Source organism: Streptomyces sp. NPDC058157, from assembly GCF_042884105.1.
Classification (GTDB): Bacteria; Actinomycetota; Actinomycetes; order Streptomycetales; family Streptomycetaceae; genus Streptomyces.
Map to the genome: position 1 here is coordinate 1 of NZ_JBHVUQ010000077.1, position 15,955 is coordinate 15,955.

Sequence of the window (15,955 nt, forward strand, 5' to 3'; positions counted from 1 at the left end):
GGGCTGGTCTGTCAAGGGTCGCCGCAGGCGATCGCGTAGCGACGCGACGAAGGAGCGCCCTTGACAGGCCGGCCCGGACCGGAAGGACAGTGGGACTGGCGGGAAACCCCCAAGCCGTCTCCGAGACCGCCCGGCCGGGACCCTGATGGACACCGGTTCCGCCCGGCTGTCCGCTGCCGCCCGGCGGGAGACCGCCCCCACCCACCGGCCCGCACCCGGGGAGGCGGGTGGGCAGCCACCGCCCGGCCCCCGGCCCCTCGCGGGGGAGGAAGCCGGCCCCCGCCGCGAGCGGCCTCGCCGTCGGCCCGCCGCACCGGGCAGCCGCCGCTCCGCCCGCAGCCCCGGGGAGGCGGGTGGGCAGCCACCGGCCGGCCCCCGGTCCCTCGCGGGGGAGATGGCGGGCCCGCGCCGCGAGTCCGCGTAGACGAAAACCCTCGCCCCTACCCCACCGCCCCCCGGACCCGCCGCCGGTGGCGGGCCACGCGTTCGCGGTTGCCGCAGGATTCGCTGCTGCACCAGCGGCGGCGGTGGCCGCGGGAGGTGTCCAGGTAGAGGCGGGCGCAGCCGTCGCCGCCGCAGGTGCGCAGGAGGGCCAGGTCGCCGGGGTCGGTGAGGAGTTCCACCGCGTCCCGGGCCACCGTGGCCAGCAGGCCCGCGCACTCCACGCCGCCGCACAGCTCCCGCACCAGGTGCCCCTCCCCGTCCCGGACCGCGCACACCCCCGGCGGGGGGCCGGCCGCCGCGGCGTTGACGCGGGCCAGGGCGTCCTCCTCCGGGGCGGTGCCGGACAGTTCGGCGCGCACGAGGCGGTCGACGTCGCGGCGCAGCCGGCGGAAGGCCTCCACCCAGTCGGGCCCGAGCCGGCCGAGCGGGGTCCGGTCGGGGACCAGCCCGGCGCCGACCAGCCACAGGCGCAGCTCGTCGCCGTCGTGGATGGCCTCGGCCCCCTGGGGGGTCCGGGTGGCCAGCAGGTCCAGACAGACCCGCCCGGAGTCGAACCACATGCCCGTCACCGCCTCGGTCGTCGCCGTGGGACGCCTCCCCAGAGTGCCGTCGCCGACCGGGAAGCGGAAGCCCCCGCGCGGGCTACGCGGGCGGCGGGTCGTCGTGCAGGAGGCGCTGGAAGAGGCGGTGGTCGCGCCAGGCGCCGTTGATGTGGAGGTAGCGGGGGGCGAGTCCGAACTCGGTGAAGCCGACCTTCGCCAGGACCCGCATGGAGGCGGTGTTGTCGACCAGGGTGCCGGCCTCGACGCGGTGCAGCCCGAGCTCGTCGCGGGCCGTGCGGACGACCTCCTCCAGGCCGGCGGTGGCCAGGCCCTTGCCGTGCCAGGCCCGGTCGACCCAGTAGCCGACGCCGCCGCTGCACAGCGGCCCGCGCGCGATGCTGCCGAGGTTCATCGCCCCGACGACGGCGCCGGTCGCCGTCTCCGTGAACACGTACGGGACCAGCCGCCCGCCGTCCCGCTCGTCGAGCATGCCCTCGATGCGGGCCCGCTGTCCCGCCTCGGTGTAGAACGCCTCGGGCCGCTCGGGCTCGTAGGGCGCCATGTACGCCCGGTTGCGCGTCAGCGCGTCGGCCAGCCCGGCGGCGTCCCCGACGGCCAGGCCCCTCATCTCCACCCCGTTGATGATCATGCGAGCACGCTAACGGACGCCTCCGGCCCCGTTCCAGACCTCGCCGTCACCGGGGTCCAGGGAGAGCCGGTAGCCGCGCTTGACCACCGTCTGGATCAGGTTCGGCACCCCGAGGGCGGCCCGCAGCCGGGCCATCGCCGTCTCGACGGCGTGCTCGTCGCGCCCGGCACCCGGCAGCGCGGCCAGCAGGTCGGCCCGCGACACCACCCAGCCGGGCCGCCGGGCCAGTGCCGTCAGCAGGGCCATCCCGGCCGGTGGCACGGGGCGCAGCCCGTCGTCGACCACCGCCGCGTGGCCCCGGATCTCCAGCCGGTGCCCGGCGACGGGCAGCACCCGGGCCCGGCCGGGGAGTTCCTGGCAGAGCAGCTGCACCAGCGGCCCGAGGCGGAACCGCTCCGGCTGGACGGTCGCCACCCCCTCCCCCTGCAGCGGCAGCGCCGTGACGGGCCCCACGCACGCCGCGAGCACCGGCCCGCGCAGCGCCTCCAGCACGGCCTCGCGCAGCCCGCGTTCCCCGGCCCGGGACAGCAGGGAGGCGGCGGCGGGGGCGGAGGTGAAGGTGAGGGCGTCCACCGTGCCGACGGCCACCGCGTCCAGCAGCCGGTCCAGCGGTGCGAGGTCCTCGGGCGGCATCCAGCGGTAGACGGGCACGGGCACCACCTCCGCACCGGCGTCGCGCAGCGCCTCCACGAACCCGGGCAGCGGCTCCCCGTGCAGCTGGAGCGCGATGCGCCGGCCGGCGACGGGGCCGGCGAGCAGCCGGTCCAGTACCTCGGCCAGGGACTCGGACTGCGGGGACCAGGCCTCGACCAGTCCGGCGGCCCGTACGGCGCCCTTGACCTTGGGGCCTCGGGCCAGGAGTTCGGTGGCGCGCAGCCGTTCCAGGAGGCGTTCGCCGATGCCCCAGCCGTCGGCGGCCTCGATCCAGCCGCGGAAGCCGATGGCGGTGGTGGCGACGACGGCGTCCGGCGGGGTGTCGACGAGTTCCTTGGTGGCGGCCATCAGTTCGCCGTCGTCGGCGAGCGGCACGATCCGCAGGGCGGGGGCGTGCACGACCGCGGCGCCGCGCCGGCGCAGCAGGGCGATCAGCTCGTCCGCGCGCCGCGCGGCGGTGACTCCGACGGTGAAGCCCGCGAGGGGGCCGTGCGTAGCGTCGTCCATCGTGTGACCTGCCTTGCCCAGTGCTGCCCAGTACGTCCGTTGGCGAAGCCGGCGCCGGCGGCCGGCTCGCCGCTTCGGCGTCCGGCTCGCCGCTTCGGCGTCCGAGCCTGCCAACCCGTCGTGTCGGGCTCGGTTCCGCCGTATTTCGGTGCCGTTAACCGGCCGTGGGGGCCCGCGACCTCCCTCACACCGCCGTGAGCTGCGCCTTCTCCCCGCTCTGCGCCGTTTCGGGGCCGGTGGGCGGGGCCGTGGGCCGGCGGAGGTATACCGCCCAGGTGACGGCGCAGCACACGGCGTAGAAGCCGAGGAAGGAGACGAAGGCGGCGGTGCCGGTCCCGGAGGCCGCGAAGGCCTCGCGGAAGGCCAGGTTGATGCCGAGCCCGCCGAGGGCGCCGACCGCGCCGATCAGGCCCATGGCGGCCCCGGACAGCCGCCGGCCGTGCGCGGCGGCCTCCTCGCCGCGCAGCCCGCGGGCGAGGGCCTGGGCCTGGAAGATGCCGGGGATCATCTTGTACGTGGAGCCGTTGCCGAGCCCGCTGAGCGCGAACAGGGTGGTGAAGCCGACGAGGAACACCGGCAGGGACTCCCGTACGGAGGCCAGTACGACGACTCCGGTCGCGGCGGCCATCGCCACGAAGGCGGCGAGGGTGATCCGCGCCCCGCCGTAGCGGTCGGCGAGGGCCCCGCCGACGGGCCGGACGAGCGAGCCGAGCAGCGGGCCGATGAAGGTGAAGGACGCGGCCTGGAGCGGGGTGCGGCCGAACTGGGTCTGGAGGACCAGTCCGAAGGCGAAGCCGTAGCCGATGAAGGAGCCGAAGCAGCCGACGTACAGCAGGGCCATGATCCAGGTGTGCGGCTCCCGGACGGCCTGCCGGACGGCGCCCGCGTCGCCCCGTACCGGGGCCAGGTTGTCCATGCGCAGGAGGGCCAGCGCGGCGGCGGCGACGATCAGCGGGAGGTAGGCGGCGAGCAGCAGCCGGGGGTGTCCGGCGCCGGCGGTGGCGATCACGAGCAGCGCGGCGAGCTGCACGACGGGGACGCCGATGTTGCCGCCGCCGGCGTTGAGGCCGAGGGCCCAGCCCTTCTTGCGGAGGGGGAAGAAGGCGTTGATGTTGGTCATGGAGGAGGCGAAGTTGCCGCCGCCGACGCCGGTGAGCGCGGCGACGGCGAGGAAGGTCCCGTACGGGGTGCCGGGTTCCATGACGACCAGCGCGGCCACGGTGGGCGCGAGCAGGAGCAGGGCGCTGGCGACGGTCCAGTTGCGGCCGCCGAAGCGGGCGACGGCGAAGGTGTAGGGGATGCGGACGAGGGCCCCGACGGCGGTGGCGGTGGCGATGAGGAAGAACTTCCCGGCGGGGTCGATGCCGTAGCCGGGGCCCATGAACAGCACCATCACGGACCACAGGGACCAGATGGAGAAGCCGATGTGCTCGGAGAAGACGGAGTAGAGGAGGTTGCGGCGGGCCGTCCGCTCGCCGGTCTCCCGCCAGAAGGTCTCGTCCTCGGGGTCCCAGTGCTCGATCCAGCGGCCCCCTCGGCGGCCTTGCGGTCGGTCGCCGCTTCGGCTTCCGCTTCCGCTTCGGCTTCCGCTTCCGCTTGTGTCCATCACACGCCTCCCCGGCTGTCGCTTCCGTGGTGACGACGCTAGGAAGGGCGCGTTTCGGGCCCGGTCCCCGCCGGATGACCGGAGGGAAACCTTGCTCTCACCCGCCGTGCGCGCCGGGTGTGAGCGCGGCGGGGAGCCGGCCGTCCGGGGGGAGTTCCAGCCAGCCGTGGGCTTCCTGGAGTTCGGCGGCGGCGCGGGCGAGGGCGTCCAGGCCGGGGTGGCGCAGGCCCGCACGCCAGACCATGGACAGCGGGGAGAGCGGCACGGGGGCCACGAGCGGGCGTTTGACGCAGCCGGGGAAGTCGGGGAAGACGACGGTGACCAGGACGGGGTTGCGGGTCTTGGCCATCACCCGCACGAACTCCTCCTTGCCGATGGCCACCGGCGCGGGCGGCGCCACCTCGATGCCCCGCCCGGCGAACAGTTCACGGGCCAGGCCGGTCCACTCCAGGGTGCGCGGGTTCCCGGCGCCGGCGTAGACGCTCTCCCCGGCGAGCGCGTCGAGCGGTACGGCTTCCAGCGCGGCCAGCGGGTGGTCCTCGGGCAGGAGCACGGCGAGGGGTTCGTGGCGCACGGGCCGGTGGGCGAGGCGGGAGCGCAGGGCGGGGTCCAGGCCGTCGAAGTAGCCGAAGGAGACGTCGAGCCGCCCGGCGGCGATCTCGGCGGCGGCGTGGGTGAGGCCGCTCTCGAAGCGGGCCATCAGCTCGTGGCCGGGGGCGAGTTCGCGGGCCCGCTCCAGGACGAGGCGGGCGGTGCTGGGGCCGTCGGTGTTGAGGTCGACGAGGAGGGCGGGGGGCGGCCCGGCGAAGGCGGCCGCGAGTTCCTCGTGGGCGCGGAGCACCTCGCGGGCGTGGGGCAGCAGGCGCGCGCCGTCGGCGGTGAGTTCGACGGCCCGGGTGGTGCGGGTGAACAGGGTCGCGCCCAGGGTCCGTTCGAGGCGGCGGACGTCGCGGCTGAGGGCCTGCTGGGCCACGTAGAGGCGGGCGGCGGCGCGGGTGAAGTGCAGTTCCTCGGCGACGGCGAGGAAGCCGCGCAGCAGCCGGGGGTCCACGTCGGGGGAGGTCACCGGGGAAGATTAACAACGGGAGGGCGTGAATGGCCCCCGAACAGGTGTTGGACCGGTACCGGGGCCGGGCCGCAGGCTCGGGGCATGCCACAAGAGACCCCGCTCATGGCCGTGACGGGCACCACCCTGGTCCTGGCCTCCCCCTCCCCCGCCGAAGCCCCCGCCCGGCGCCCCGCACGGAGCCGCCTCCTGGGCCCCTACGCCCGGCTGTTCGCCGTCCCCGGGGCGCGCGGGTTCACCGCCGGGAACCTGCTCGCCCGGCTGCCCATGGGCATGTTCGGGATCAGCGCGGTCATGATGATCGCCGGGCAGCGCGGCTCGTACGCCCTCGCCGGGGCGGTGACCGCGACCGGGATGGCCGCCACCGCCGTGGTCGCCCCGTGGACCGCCCGCCTCGTCGACCGGTACGGGCAGGCCCGGATCGCCCTGCCGGCCACGGTGATCGCGGTCCTCGGCTCGCTCTCGCTGGTCCTGTGCGTCCGTGCGCAGGCCCCGGCCTGGACCCTGTTCGCCTCCTACGCCGCCACCGCCACCACCCCCAACACCGGCGGCATGTCCCGGGCCCGCTGGACGCACCTGCTGCCCCGCTCCGCGCACCACACCGCGATGTCCTTCGAACAGGCCGCCGACGAGCTGTGCTTCATGCTCGGCCCGGTCCTCGCCGCCTTCCTGTGCACGGCCGCCTTCCCGGAGGCCGGCACCCTCACCGGGGCGGCGCTGCTGCTGACCGGCATGCTGGTGTTCACGGCCCACCGCGCCACCGAGCCCCCGGCCGGCGGGGCGCCGGGGGCGGCCGGACGGGGCCCGTCCCCGCTGCACGCCCTGGCGCCCCTCCTGGGCCTGTTCCTGGCCACCGGCCTGGTCTTCGGCTCGATGGAGGTCACCTCGGTGGCCCACCTCGCCGCCCTGGGCCTGGGCGGCACGTCCGGCCCGGTCCTCGCGCTCCAGGCGGCGGGCTCCTGCGCGGCCGGGCTGCTGTACGGGGCGCGGCGCCCCCGGAGCCTGCGGACCTGTCTGGCCTGGCTGGCCGGGGCGATGGCGCTGCCCTGGGCGGCGGCCGCCACGGGCTCGGTCCTGCCGCTCGCCGCGGCCCTGCTGCTGGCCGGCATGTCCACGGCGCCGGTGATGGTCACGGCGATGGGCCTGGTCCAGTCCCGCACCCCCGGGGGCCGCCTCAACGAGGGCATGACGCTGGCCGTCACCGCGATCCTCGCCGGTATCGCGGCCGGCTCCGCCACGGCGGGACTGGCCGTCGACCGCCTCGGGGCGGGGACGGCGTACCTGCTGCCGGCGGCCGCCGCCACGGCCGCACTGATTGTCGGATCGGTGACTCCACGACCCGGCCGTTGATCGGGATTTCATCCGGCTGCCGGGTGACGCCACCGCGTGGGTCGCACCCTTCCAGGCCGCAATCCGCCATAACTAGGGAGGCTTTCCCCCAAACCCTTCCCTTAGCGGAGGAACTCCCCTTGTCTGCTTCGCGCTCCGTCTCCTCGGCCCTCATCGTCGCGGCCGTCACGGCGTCCTGTCTGATGCCGGCCGTTCCCGCCCTGGCGGACTCCTCGCACGTCCGTTTCTCCCAGCCCTACGTCCCCTCCATCGCCCCCGGGAAGACGGGCCGCGTCGTCATCGCGGCCCTGAACGGGGCGGACCCGGCGCACAGCGGCACCTTCCGCATCACCGCCCCGGAGCGGACCACGTTCCCGGAGGCCCGGTTCTACTGGAACGGACAGCGGGCGGGCGGCTCGTGCAGCCGCTCGAAGGACGCGCGCCTGCTCACCTGCAACGCCGGGACCCGCGCCGGCTTCGCCTTCCCGGCGAACGCCCAGACGCGGCTGGCGGTTTCCCTGAAGGTGGACGCGAACGCCCCCGAGGGCACCACGCTGGACGGCGGCGAATGGTCGGACGGCAAGGACGCGCCCGCCCTGTTCGCCGTGGCCACCCCCGTACGGGGCCCGAAGGGCGACGACGGCCCGCCCGGGGAGCACGGCCACGACGGTCACGACGGCCACGACGGCAAGCCGGGCCACCACGGCAAGCCCGGCCGCCCGGGCCCCAAGGGAGACAAGGGCGACAAGGGCGACACCGGCGAGCGCGGCCCCAAGGGCGACCGCGGTGACACGGGCGACCGCGGCCCGAAGGGCGACCGCGGCGACACCGGCCCGCAGGGCCCCAAGGGCGACACGGGCCCGGCGGGCGGCCCGCAGGGGCCCAAGGGGGACAAGGGCGACACCGGCGAGCGGGGCCCGAAGGGCGACCGCGGCGACACCGGCGAGCGCGGCCCCAAGGGCCACACCGGCGACACCGGCTCCCAGGGCCCCAAGGGCGACCGCGGCCCCGCCGGCCCCCGGGGCCCCGAAGGCCCGCGCGGCCCGAAGGGCGACCAGGGCCCGAAGGGCGACACCGGCCCGGCCGGCGGCCCCCAGGGTCCCCAGGGCCCGAAGGGCGACAAGGGAGACACCGGCGACCGCGGCCCGGCCGGCCCGCAGGGCCCGAAGGGCGACCGCGGCCCGAAGGGCGACAAGGGGGACAAGGGCAAGCCCGGTGACTGCAAGTGCAGCAGCCACGGCGGCAAGGACCACGGCGGCAAGGACCACCACGGCAAGGGTGAGCACGGCAAGGGCGACAAGGGCGACCACGGCAAGGGCGGTCCGAAGGCCCGCGTGGTCACCTCGGGCGAGGGCCTCGGCATCCGATCCGGCCCCGGCACGGGCTACCACAAGACCGGCAAGCTCGCGGCGAACACGGTCGTGGCCCTGCAGTGCAAGGTCAACGGCGAGCAGGTCGACGACAACGCGATCTGGTACAAGCTCGCCGACGGGCGCGGCTGGATCGCCGCCCGCTACGCCATGAACCTCAACAAGGTCCCGTACTGCTCCTGACCCCCCTACGCACCACGAAGGCCCCGCAGCCCCAGGCCGCGGGGCCTTCGCCCGTTCCACCGCTCACGCGGAGCGGGACCACTCCTCGCGCAGCATCCCGAACAGCACCCGGTCGTAGCGCTCCCCCGCCACCAGCACGGCCGAGCGCAGCCGCCCCTCCTCACGGAAGCCGAGCCCCGAAAAGGCCCGCACGGCACGCTCGTTGCCGCTCCAGGTGTCCAGCTCCAGCCGGTGCAGCCCGTACGCGCCGAACAGGTGGTCCACCATCAGCCGCACCGCCTCCCGGCCGTGGCCGCGGCCCCAGAACTCCCGCTCGCCGATGGTGATGCCCAGGGTGGCCACTCCGGCGTAGGGGTCGAGGTCGCGGTAGTCGGCCATGCCGATGACCCGGCCGCTCTCCAGGTCCTCCACCGTGAACACGGCCGCCTCCCTCGGCACCAGCCGCAGCTTCCCCTCGAAAGCGATCGCGACCGCCTCCGCCGTGACCGGCCCGAAGAGGGGATCACCGGCGGCGGCCAGGCGCACCACCTCCGGGTCGTTGCGCCACCGCAGGTGGTGTCCGGCATCTTCGGCGCGCAGCGCCCGCAGTCTCACCAGGTTTCCTTCGAACATCGCGCCACCCTAGACGATCGGATGATCTTCCTGCCGCGCCCGCCCCCGGACATGACGAAGGCCCCGCAGCCGGTCGGCTGCGGGGCCTTCGCCCACATGGGATGAGTGGAGATGGCGGGAATCGAACCCGCGTCCAACGGTGCAGAAGCAGGGCTTCTCCGAGCGCAGTCCGCTGCGCTTTTCTCGGCCCCGGAGATCACACGGACGAGTCTCCGACGGGCTCAGTCACTGTTTGGTTTCCCTCCAACCCCCGTGACCGGGGCTAGAGGTTTAGATCCCTTGTTGACGCCAGGATCCGGACCGGGACCACTTCCGGGCTGACGCTCCTCACAGAGGCTTCAGCTCACTGTTATTAGGCAGCGAGGGTGAAGCGGGAGTTATCGCTCTTGGAGTTGGCGATTATTTTTTGCGACATGTGGTTAGCGAGATCATTGCCGCTTCCTCGGCTCGCTTCCCCTGCATCGACATCCGCTGTCGAAACCGATCATCCCCATGTTTTTTTCTCAAGGTGCGCCGCCCCCTGGGGGGTGGTGCTGACGCCATGGTACGCGAAGTGGACCACCGCGTGCCAGGAGATTAAACCGTGCCCCGCTGCTTGCGCCGGATCGCGGAGATCGTCCGCTGCGTCTCGCGCGTGTCCTGCTTCTCGCGCATGGTCTGGCGCTTGTCGTACTCCTTCTTGCCCTTCGCCAGCGCGATCTCGACCTTCGCGCGGCCGTCCTTGAAGTACAGGGACAGCGGCACGACCGTGTGGCCCGACTCGTCCGCCTTGCGCTCCAGCTTGTCGATCTCCTCGCGGTGCATGAGGAGCTTGCGCTTGCGGCGGGCGCTGTGGTTGGTCCAGGTGCCCTGGCTGTACTCCGGCACGTGGACGTTGTACATCCACACCTCGCCGCTCTCCACCGACACGAAGCCGTCCACCAGCGAGGCCCGGCCCTGGCGCAGGGACTTGACCTCGGTGCCCGTGAGCACGATGCCGCACTCGTAGGTGTCGATGATCGCGTAGTCGTGCCGGGCCTTCTTGTTCTGGGCGATCAGCTTGCGCCCTTTTTCCTTAGCCATAGTGCGGTCATTTTCGCACTACGACCCCGCCCCGAGGCCACCCAATACCGTCCGCGCCCGCTCCTCGGCCCCGTCGCCGGCCGCCAGGTCCGGGGTGATGCCCCCGCCGTCGAGGCTGCGGCCCGCCGGGGTGCGGTACGTGCCCACCGTCAGCTCCGCCACCGCCCCGCCCGGCAGCGGGGTCGGCATCTGCACGGAGCCCTTGCCGAAGGTGCGGGTGCCGACCGTCACCGCGCGGCCGCGGTCCTGGAGGGCGCCGGTGACGAGCTCGGCGGCGCTCATCGTGCCGCCGTCCACGAGGGCCACCAGGGGGCGGCCGGTGTCCCCGCCGGGGGCGGCGTACAGGGCGCGCTCGGAGCCCCGTACGTCGTACGTCGCCACGAGCCCCCCGTCGAGGAACGCGGAGGCCGCCGTGACCGCCTCGGCGACCAGCCCGCCCGGGTTGCCGCGCAGGTCCAGCATCACCCCGCCGCCGGGCGGGGCCTCCCGCAGGGCCTCCTTGACGCGCTCGCCCGAACCCCGGGTGAAGGAGGCCACCTTGATCACGGTGATGCCGCCCGCGAGGCGCCGTACGGTCACGGGGTCGGCGTGCAGCTCGGCCCGGCGGACGGTCTCGGTGAGGGCGGCGCCGTCCCGTCCGATGCCGAGGACCACCGGGGTGCCGGCCCGGCCGCGCAGCAGGGCCACCACGTCGGCGACGGGCAGGCCGGTGACCTCGCGGCCGTCGACGCTCAGCAGCCGGTCCCCGGCCCGCAGCCCGGCCCGGGCGGCGGGGCTGTCGGGCTGGACCCGGTCGACCTCGATGCGGCCGTCGCCGCGGCGCCCGGTCCACAGGCCGACGCCGGTCCAGCGGCCGTCGAGGTCCTCGGCGAAGGCGGCGTACTCGCCCTGGTCGTAGACGGTGCCCCAGCGGTCCCCGCTGCGGCTGACCACCTCCTCGGCGGCCTTCTTGCCGGACTTCCCCTCGGCGACGGCCTCGGCGGCGGCCCGCGCGACGGCCTCCCGGTCGGCGGTCCCGGCGGACGGGACGCCCCCCGCCGGGCCCTCCTCCGCGAGGGTGGCGGCCGGAGCCCCGCCCACCCGGTCGGAACCCCAGCATCCGGTGGCGGCCGCCGTACCGACGGACACGGCGAACAGCAGCGTCAGAACGGCCCCGCGACGCAGGTCACGGGGCCGGAGACAGAGAGCGGGCAGACCCGGCATGCGGCCGAGTCTAGGACAAGCGCCGCTGCCGCAAGGCGGGTTGACCGCAGACGACTGGCGGCACTCGTCACACCTTCAGGTACTTGCGCAACGCCACGAACGCCGCCAGGGAGGGCATCAGCAGGCCGATGACCAGGACCAGGGGGAGCTTGGTGAAGACGGCGTCCCAGCCGATGAAGTTGATCAGCTGGAGCTTCTCGCGCAGGGCGATGCCGTGGTCGATCACGAAGTACTGGACGGCGCCCAGCATGCCGCAGGCGAACCCGGCGCCGATGAGGCCGGCCACGGCCGCCTCCATGATGAACGGCACCTGGATGTAGAAGCCGGAGGCGCCGACCAGCCGCATGATGCCGGTCTCCCGCCGACGGCTGAACGCCGAGACGCGCACCGTGTTGACGATCAGCAGCAGCGCCACGATCAGCATGATCAGCATGATGCCGAGGGCGGCCCAGTTGAGGGTGCCCAGCAGGGCGAAGAGGTTGTCGAGCTCCAGGGACTGGTCCTGCACCGACTGCACCCCGTCGCGGCCGGCGAAGGCCGAGGTGATGACCTCGTACTTCTCCGGGTTCTTCAGCTTGACCCGGAAGGAGTCGGGCATCTGGTCGGGGGTGACGACGGAGGCCAGGGCGGTGTGCCCGAAGCGCTCCTTGTAGTGCTTGTAGGCCTCGTCCGAGGACTCGTACATGACGGTCTGGACGAGGTCCATCTTCTTGAGCTCGCGCTCGATGCCCTGCTTCTGCTCGGGGGTGACGGCCCCCTTGGAGCAGGGCTTGCCGTTGCCGGCGGCGGGGGCGGCCGGGGTGCCGGGGGCGCTGGCGGCGGCCGGGGTGCTGTCGGCGGCGTCGATGGCGTCGTTCTTGGTGCAGAGGTAGACGGTGACGTTGACCTTGTCGTACCAGTACCCCTTCATGGCGCTGACCTGGTCCCGCATGAGCAGGGAGCCGCCGAAGAGGGCCAGCGACAGGGCCACGGAGATGATGACCGCGAAGGTCATGGTGAGATTGCGGCGGAGGCCTACGCCGATCTCCGACATGACGAACTGGGCGCGCATGGCGTCTTGAGGGACCTTTCAGTGCTGGTAGCCGTAGACGCCGCGCGACTGGTCGCGTACGAGTCGGCCCTGTTCGAGTTCGATGACGCGCTTGCGCATCTGGTCCACGATCTGCTGGTCGTGCGTGGCCATGATGACGGTGGTGCCGGTCCGGTTGATCCGGTCCAGCAGCTTCATGATCCCGACGGAGGTCTGCGGGTCGAGGTTGCCGGTCGGCTCGTCGGCGATCAGCAGGGCGGGCCGGTTGACGAAGGCGCGGGCGATGGCCACGCGCTGCTGCTCGCCGCCGGACAGCTCGCCCGGCATCCGGTCCTCCTTGCCGCCGAGGCCGACCAGCTCCAGGACCTGCGGGACGGCCTTGCGGATCTCGCCGCGGGGTTTGCCGATGACCTCCTGGGCGAAGGCCACGTTCTCGGCCACCGTCTTGTTGGGCAGGAGGCGGAAGTCCTGGAAGACGGTCCCCAGCTGGCGCCGCATCTGCGGGACCTTCCAGTTGGAGAGCTTCGCGAGGTCCTTCCCCAGGACGTGCACCTGCCCGTGGCTCGCCCGTTCCTCGCGCAGGACCAGGCGCAGGAAGGTGGACTTGCCGGAGCCGGAGGAGCCGACCAGGAAGACGAACTCGCCCTTGGCGATGTCGAGGGAGACATCTCTGAGTGCGGGCCGGGACTGCTTCGGGTAGGACTTGGAGACGTTGTCGAATCGGATCACGGGTGCACCACGGTCGCCGGGAGTAGGTGTGCGTGACCATACGCGAACGGGCGCCGGGTAGGGACCCGGCATCCGGAGTTGCCCGATTTATCCCCGGCTCCCGGGGGAGCCCGATCGCTCTTGCCCGGACGGGCCGCGCCGAATGTCGGCGGAGCTGGCACAGTGGTAGGGGGAACGGACTCGGTCCCCTTGCCGTTAAGCGTCATGAGGGGACGAGAGGAGGAGCGCATGACATATGACCGGCTCGTGTGCGCGAACTGCGCCGCGCCCGTCAGCCAGGGCCGCTGCCCGGTGTGCCGGGCGAACCGGGAGCGCCTCCAGCAGGAGGGCCCCTTCGCAGGGCTGAATCCGATGGCGCTCATCGCGCTCATGGTGGTGCTGGTGGCCGCGCTGGCACTGGTGGCCCGGGCCGCGTAGGCCGCGCCGCGCTCCGATCACAGGCCAAGGGGAAGGGCCCGGACACCGTGGGTGTCCGGGCCCTTCCTCACTGTGTGCGGGGCCGGGGCTTAAGCGCCCTGCTCCTGCTGCTTGCGCCAGCGGATGCCGGCCTCCAGGAAGCCGTCGATGTCGCCGTCGAGGACCGCCTGCGGGTTGCCGACCTCGAACTCTGTGCGCAGGTCCTTGACCATCTGGTACGGGTGCAGGACGTAGGAGCGCATCTGGTTGCCCCAGGAGCTGCCGCCGTCCTTGAGGGCGTCCATCCTGGCCTGCTCCTCCTGGCGGCGCCGCTCCAGCAGCTTGGCCTGGAGCACGTTCATCGCGCTGGCCTTGTTCTGGATCTGCGAGCGCTCGTTCTGGCAGGAGACCACGATGCCGGTCGGGAGGTGCGTGATGCGCACGGCCGAGTCGGTGGTGTTGACGCCCTGGCCGCCGGGGCCGGAGGCGCGGTAGACGTCGACGCGCAGCTCGGACTCGTCGATCTCGACGTGGTCGCTGGTCTCGACGACCGGGAGCACCTCGACGCCCGCGAAGGAGGTCTGGCGGCGGCCCTGGTTGTCGAAGGGGGAGATGCGCACGAGGCGGTGGGTGCCCTGCTCGACGGAGAGGGTGCCGTAGGCGTACGGGGCCTTGACCACGAAGGTGGTCGACTTGATGCCGGCCTCTTCCGCGTACGAGGTCTCGTAGATCTCCGTCGGGTAGCCGTGGCGCTCGGCCCAGCGCAGGTACATGCGCTGGAGGCGCTCGGCGAAGTCGGAGGCGTCGACGCCGCCGGCCTCGGCACGGATGTTGACCAGCGCCTCGCGCTCGGCGTACTCGCCGGAGAGCAGGGTGCGGACCTCCATCTCGTCCAGTGCCTTGCGGACGGACGCCAGCTCGGCCTCGGCCTCGGCGAGGGTGTCCGCGTCGTCCATCTCCTGGGCGAGCTCGAACAGCACCGCGAGGTCGTCGATGCGGCCGCGGAGGGTCTCGGTCTTGCGGACCTCGGCCTGGAGGTGCGAAAGCTTGCTCGTGATCTTCTGGGCGGCGTCCGGGTCGTCCCACAGGGACGGCGCGGCGGCCTGCTCCTCGAGCACGGCGATTTCTGCCCTCAGCTTGTCGAGGTCCAGGACGGCCTCGATCGACCCCATGGTCGAGGAGAGGGACTTCAGCTCTTCGGAAACATCGACGACTGCCACGGGTCCAGCGTAGCCGGTCCCCGGACGGCCATCTCCGGCCAGGCCGGGTCAACGGGTTCGGAGGAGGGTGGGTACGGGCGTACGCTCACCGTATGACCGTTCTACTCGTGAAGCGCCGCCATGTGGACCACATGCGTGTCACCACCACGAGCTGTCTGCCGCCGGACCTCGCACAAGCCTGATCAACCCCGATCCGACTTCGGTCCTGTACGCGGTCACGTCCGCCCGGCGCCATCCCTGCCGGCCGGTCCGTTCCACGCTGCCCGCCGCCCCGCCATCTCTGGGGCACAGGACCCCGTGACATCCGAAACGGAGCCGTCATGCCGTCCGCGCACCCCTCCTCCTCTTCCTCTCCTTCGCTCGCCGTGATCGACCTCTCCCGGGCCGACGACCCCGCGGAGCGGGACGACTTCCTCAAGCAGCTGCACGCCGCCGCCCGCGACACCGGCTTCCTGTACCTGACGGGGCACGGGATAACGGAGGCCGAGACCGCCCGCATCCTGGAGCTGACCCGGGCCTTCTTCGCGCTCCCGGAGGCCGACCGGCTGGCCGTGAGCAACCTGAACTCCCCGCACTTCCGCGGCTACACCCGCATCGGGCACGAGCTGACGGGCGGGGCCTCGGACTGGCGGGACCAGCTGGACGTGGGAGCGGAGCGGCCGGCGCCGGAGCTGGGACCGCAGGACCCGGCGTACCTGTGGCTGGAGGGGCCGAACCAGTGGCCGGCGTCGCTGCCGGAGCTGCGGGAGGCGGTGCTGGGCTGGCAGGAGCGGCTGGCGGCGGTGGCGCACCGGCTGCTGCGGGAGCTGCTGACGGCGATCGGGGCGCCCCCGGACTTCTTCGACGCGGCCTTCGCGGACCGGCCGCACCTGCACACGAAGCTGATCCGCTACCCCGGGTCGGCCCCGTCGGGCGCGGACCAGGGGGTCGGCGCGCACAAGGACTACGGCTTCCTGACGCTGCTGCTGCAGGACGGGGTGGGCGGGCTGCAGGTCGTCCGGGACGGCGGCTTCGTGGACATCCCGCCGCTGCCGGGGGCGTTCGTGGTGAACCTGGGCGAGCTGCTGGAGATCGCCACGGAGGGGTACCTGGTGGCCACCGACCACCGGGTGGTCAGTCCGCCGGGGGCGGTGGAGCGGTTCTCGGTGCCGTTCTTCTACAACCCCCGGCTGGACGCGGTGATCGACACCGTGCCCGGGGAGTACCTGCGGTCCGCGCCGGGGGTGGCGCACGACGCGACGAACCCGCTGCACGCGGAGTACGGGCGCAACGAGCTCAAGGGCTGGGTCCGGGCCCACCCCGCCGTGGCGCGTCGCTGGCACCCGTCACTGGTGTAGCCCCCGCTGCGCAGGG

15 protein-coding genes and 1 other RNA gene are annotated in these 15,955 nt (G+C 73.4%); 4 read left to right on the top strand and 12 right to left on the bottom strand.

What is annotated here, in order from left to right; genetic code table 11:
• Positions 1–440 precede the first annotated feature (440 nt).
• The 5 genes from ACFVXK_RS20180 to ACFVXK_RS20200 form a co-directional block, all read right to left on the bottom strand.
• On the bottom strand, positions 441–1,004 hold the full coding sequence (locus tag ACFVXK_RS20180; protein ID WP_389613501.1) for a CGNR zinc finger domain-containing protein: 564 nt from the start codon (positions 1,002–1,004) through the stop codon (positions 441–443).
• A gap of 82 nt (positions 1,005–1,086) precedes the next feature.
• A complete protein-coding gene (locus ACFVXK_RS20185; RefSeq protein ID WP_389613503.1) occupies positions 1,087–1,635 on the bottom strand; it encodes a GNAT family N-acetyltransferase in 549 nt (182 codons plus the stop codon).
• Between the two features lie 9 nt (positions 1,636–1,644).
• Entirely contained in the window at positions 1,645–2,796 is a 1,152-nt protein-coding gene (locus ACFVXK_RS20190) for a uroporphyrinogen-III synthase (RefSeq protein WP_389613505.1), read from the bottom strand.
• A gap of 184 nt (positions 2,797–2,980) precedes the next feature.
• A complete protein-coding gene (locus ACFVXK_RS20195; protein ID WP_389613507.1) occupies positions 2,981–4,402 on the bottom strand; it encodes a nitrate/nitrite transporter in 1,422 nt (473 codons plus the stop codon).
• Between the two features lie 97 nt (positions 4,403–4,499).
• The gene (locus ACFVXK_RS20200; protein ID WP_389613509.1) at positions 4,500–5,468 is read right to left on the bottom strand and encodes a LysR family transcriptional regulator; all 969 of its coding nucleotides are present in this window, start codon (positions 5,466–5,468) and stop codon (positions 4,500–4,502) included.
• Between the two features lie 84 nt (positions 5,469–5,552).
• On the opposite strand from ACFVXK_RS20200, the gene ACFVXK_RS20205 reads away from it, so the two are divergent.
• Complete coding sequence (locus ACFVXK_RS20205; RefSeq protein WP_389613511.1) at positions 5,553–6,818, top strand: MFS transporter; 1,266 nt, start codon at positions 5,553–5,555, stop codon at positions 6,816–6,818.
• A gap of 119 nt (positions 6,819–6,937) precedes the next feature.
• Positions 6,938–8,350, top strand: coding sequence for an SH3 domain-containing protein (locus ACFVXK_RS20210; RefSeq protein ID WP_389613513.1), 1,413 nt, complete (start codon positions 6,938–6,940; stop codon positions 8,348–8,350).
• A gap of 63 nt (positions 8,351–8,413) precedes the next feature.
• Here ACFVXK_RS20210 and ACFVXK_RS20215 read toward each other — a convergent pair whose 3' ends face one another.
• The 6 genes from ACFVXK_RS20215 to ftsE all read right to left on the bottom strand — a co-directional run bounded on the left by ACFVXK_RS20215 (position 8,414) and on the right by ftsE (position 12,986).
• Positions 8,414–8,962 (bottom strand): GNAT family N-acetyltransferase, encoded by a 549-nt coding sequence (locus ACFVXK_RS20215; RefSeq protein ID WP_389613515.1) that lies wholly within the window; start codon positions 8,960–8,962, stop codon positions 8,414–8,416.
• Positions 8,963–9,065: 103 nt separating this feature from the next.
• Positions 9,066–9,454, bottom strand: a transfer-messenger RNA (tmRNA) gene (gene ssrA / locus ACFVXK_RS20220).
• Between the two features lie 84 nt (positions 9,455–9,538).
• Entirely contained in the window at positions 9,539–10,024 is a 486-nt protein-coding gene (gene smpB / locus ACFVXK_RS20225; protein WP_389613518.1) for an SsrA-binding protein SmpB, read from the bottom strand.
• A gap of 18 nt (positions 10,025–10,042) precedes the next feature.
• Positions 10,043–11,227, bottom strand: a complete 1,185-nt coding sequence (locus ACFVXK_RS20230; RefSeq protein WP_389613520.1) for a S41 family peptidase — start codon at positions 11,225–11,227, stop codon at positions 10,043–10,045.
• 67 nt (positions 11,228–11,294) lie between these two features.
• Positions 11,295–12,278, bottom strand: a complete 984-nt coding sequence (ftsX, locus tag ACFVXK_RS20235; RefSeq protein WP_389613522.1) for a permease-like cell division protein FtsX — start codon at positions 12,276–12,278, stop codon at positions 11,295–11,297.
• Between the two features lie 18 nt (positions 12,279–12,296).
• Positions 12,297–12,986, bottom strand: coding sequence for a cell division ATP-binding protein FtsE (ftsE, locus tag ACFVXK_RS20240; protein WP_389613524.1), 690 nt, complete (start codon positions 12,984–12,986; stop codon positions 12,297–12,299).
• 228 nt (positions 12,987–13,214) lie between these two features.
• Between ftsE and ACFVXK_RS20245 the strand changes: the two genes are divergently transcribed.
• Positions 13,215–13,403: a hypothetical protein gene (locus ACFVXK_RS20245; RefSeq protein ID WP_079427415.1), complete on the top strand. Its 189-nt coding sequence runs from the start codon at positions 13,215–13,217 to the stop codon at positions 13,401–13,403.
• An 89-nt stretch (positions 13,404–13,492) separates the two neighbouring features.
• On the opposite strand, the gene prfB is transcribed toward ACFVXK_RS20245, so the two are convergent.
• Positions 13,493–14,602: a peptide chain release factor 2 gene (prfB, locus tag ACFVXK_RS20250; RefSeq protein WP_389613526.1), complete on the bottom strand. Its 1,110-nt coding sequence runs from the start codon at positions 14,600–14,602 to the stop codon at positions 13,493–13,495.
• Positions 14,603–14,922: 320 nt separating this feature from the next.
• Here prfB and ACFVXK_RS20255 point away from each other — a divergent pair, with 320 nt between their 5' ends.
• Positions 14,923–15,939 carry an isopenicillin N synthase family dioxygenase gene (locus ACFVXK_RS20255; protein ID WP_389613528.1) on the top strand — a complete coding sequence of 339 codons (1,017 nt, stop codon included), beginning with the start codon at positions 14,923–14,925 and terminating at the stop codon, positions 15,937–15,939.
• Positions 15,940–15,955: the final 16 nt, after the last annotated feature.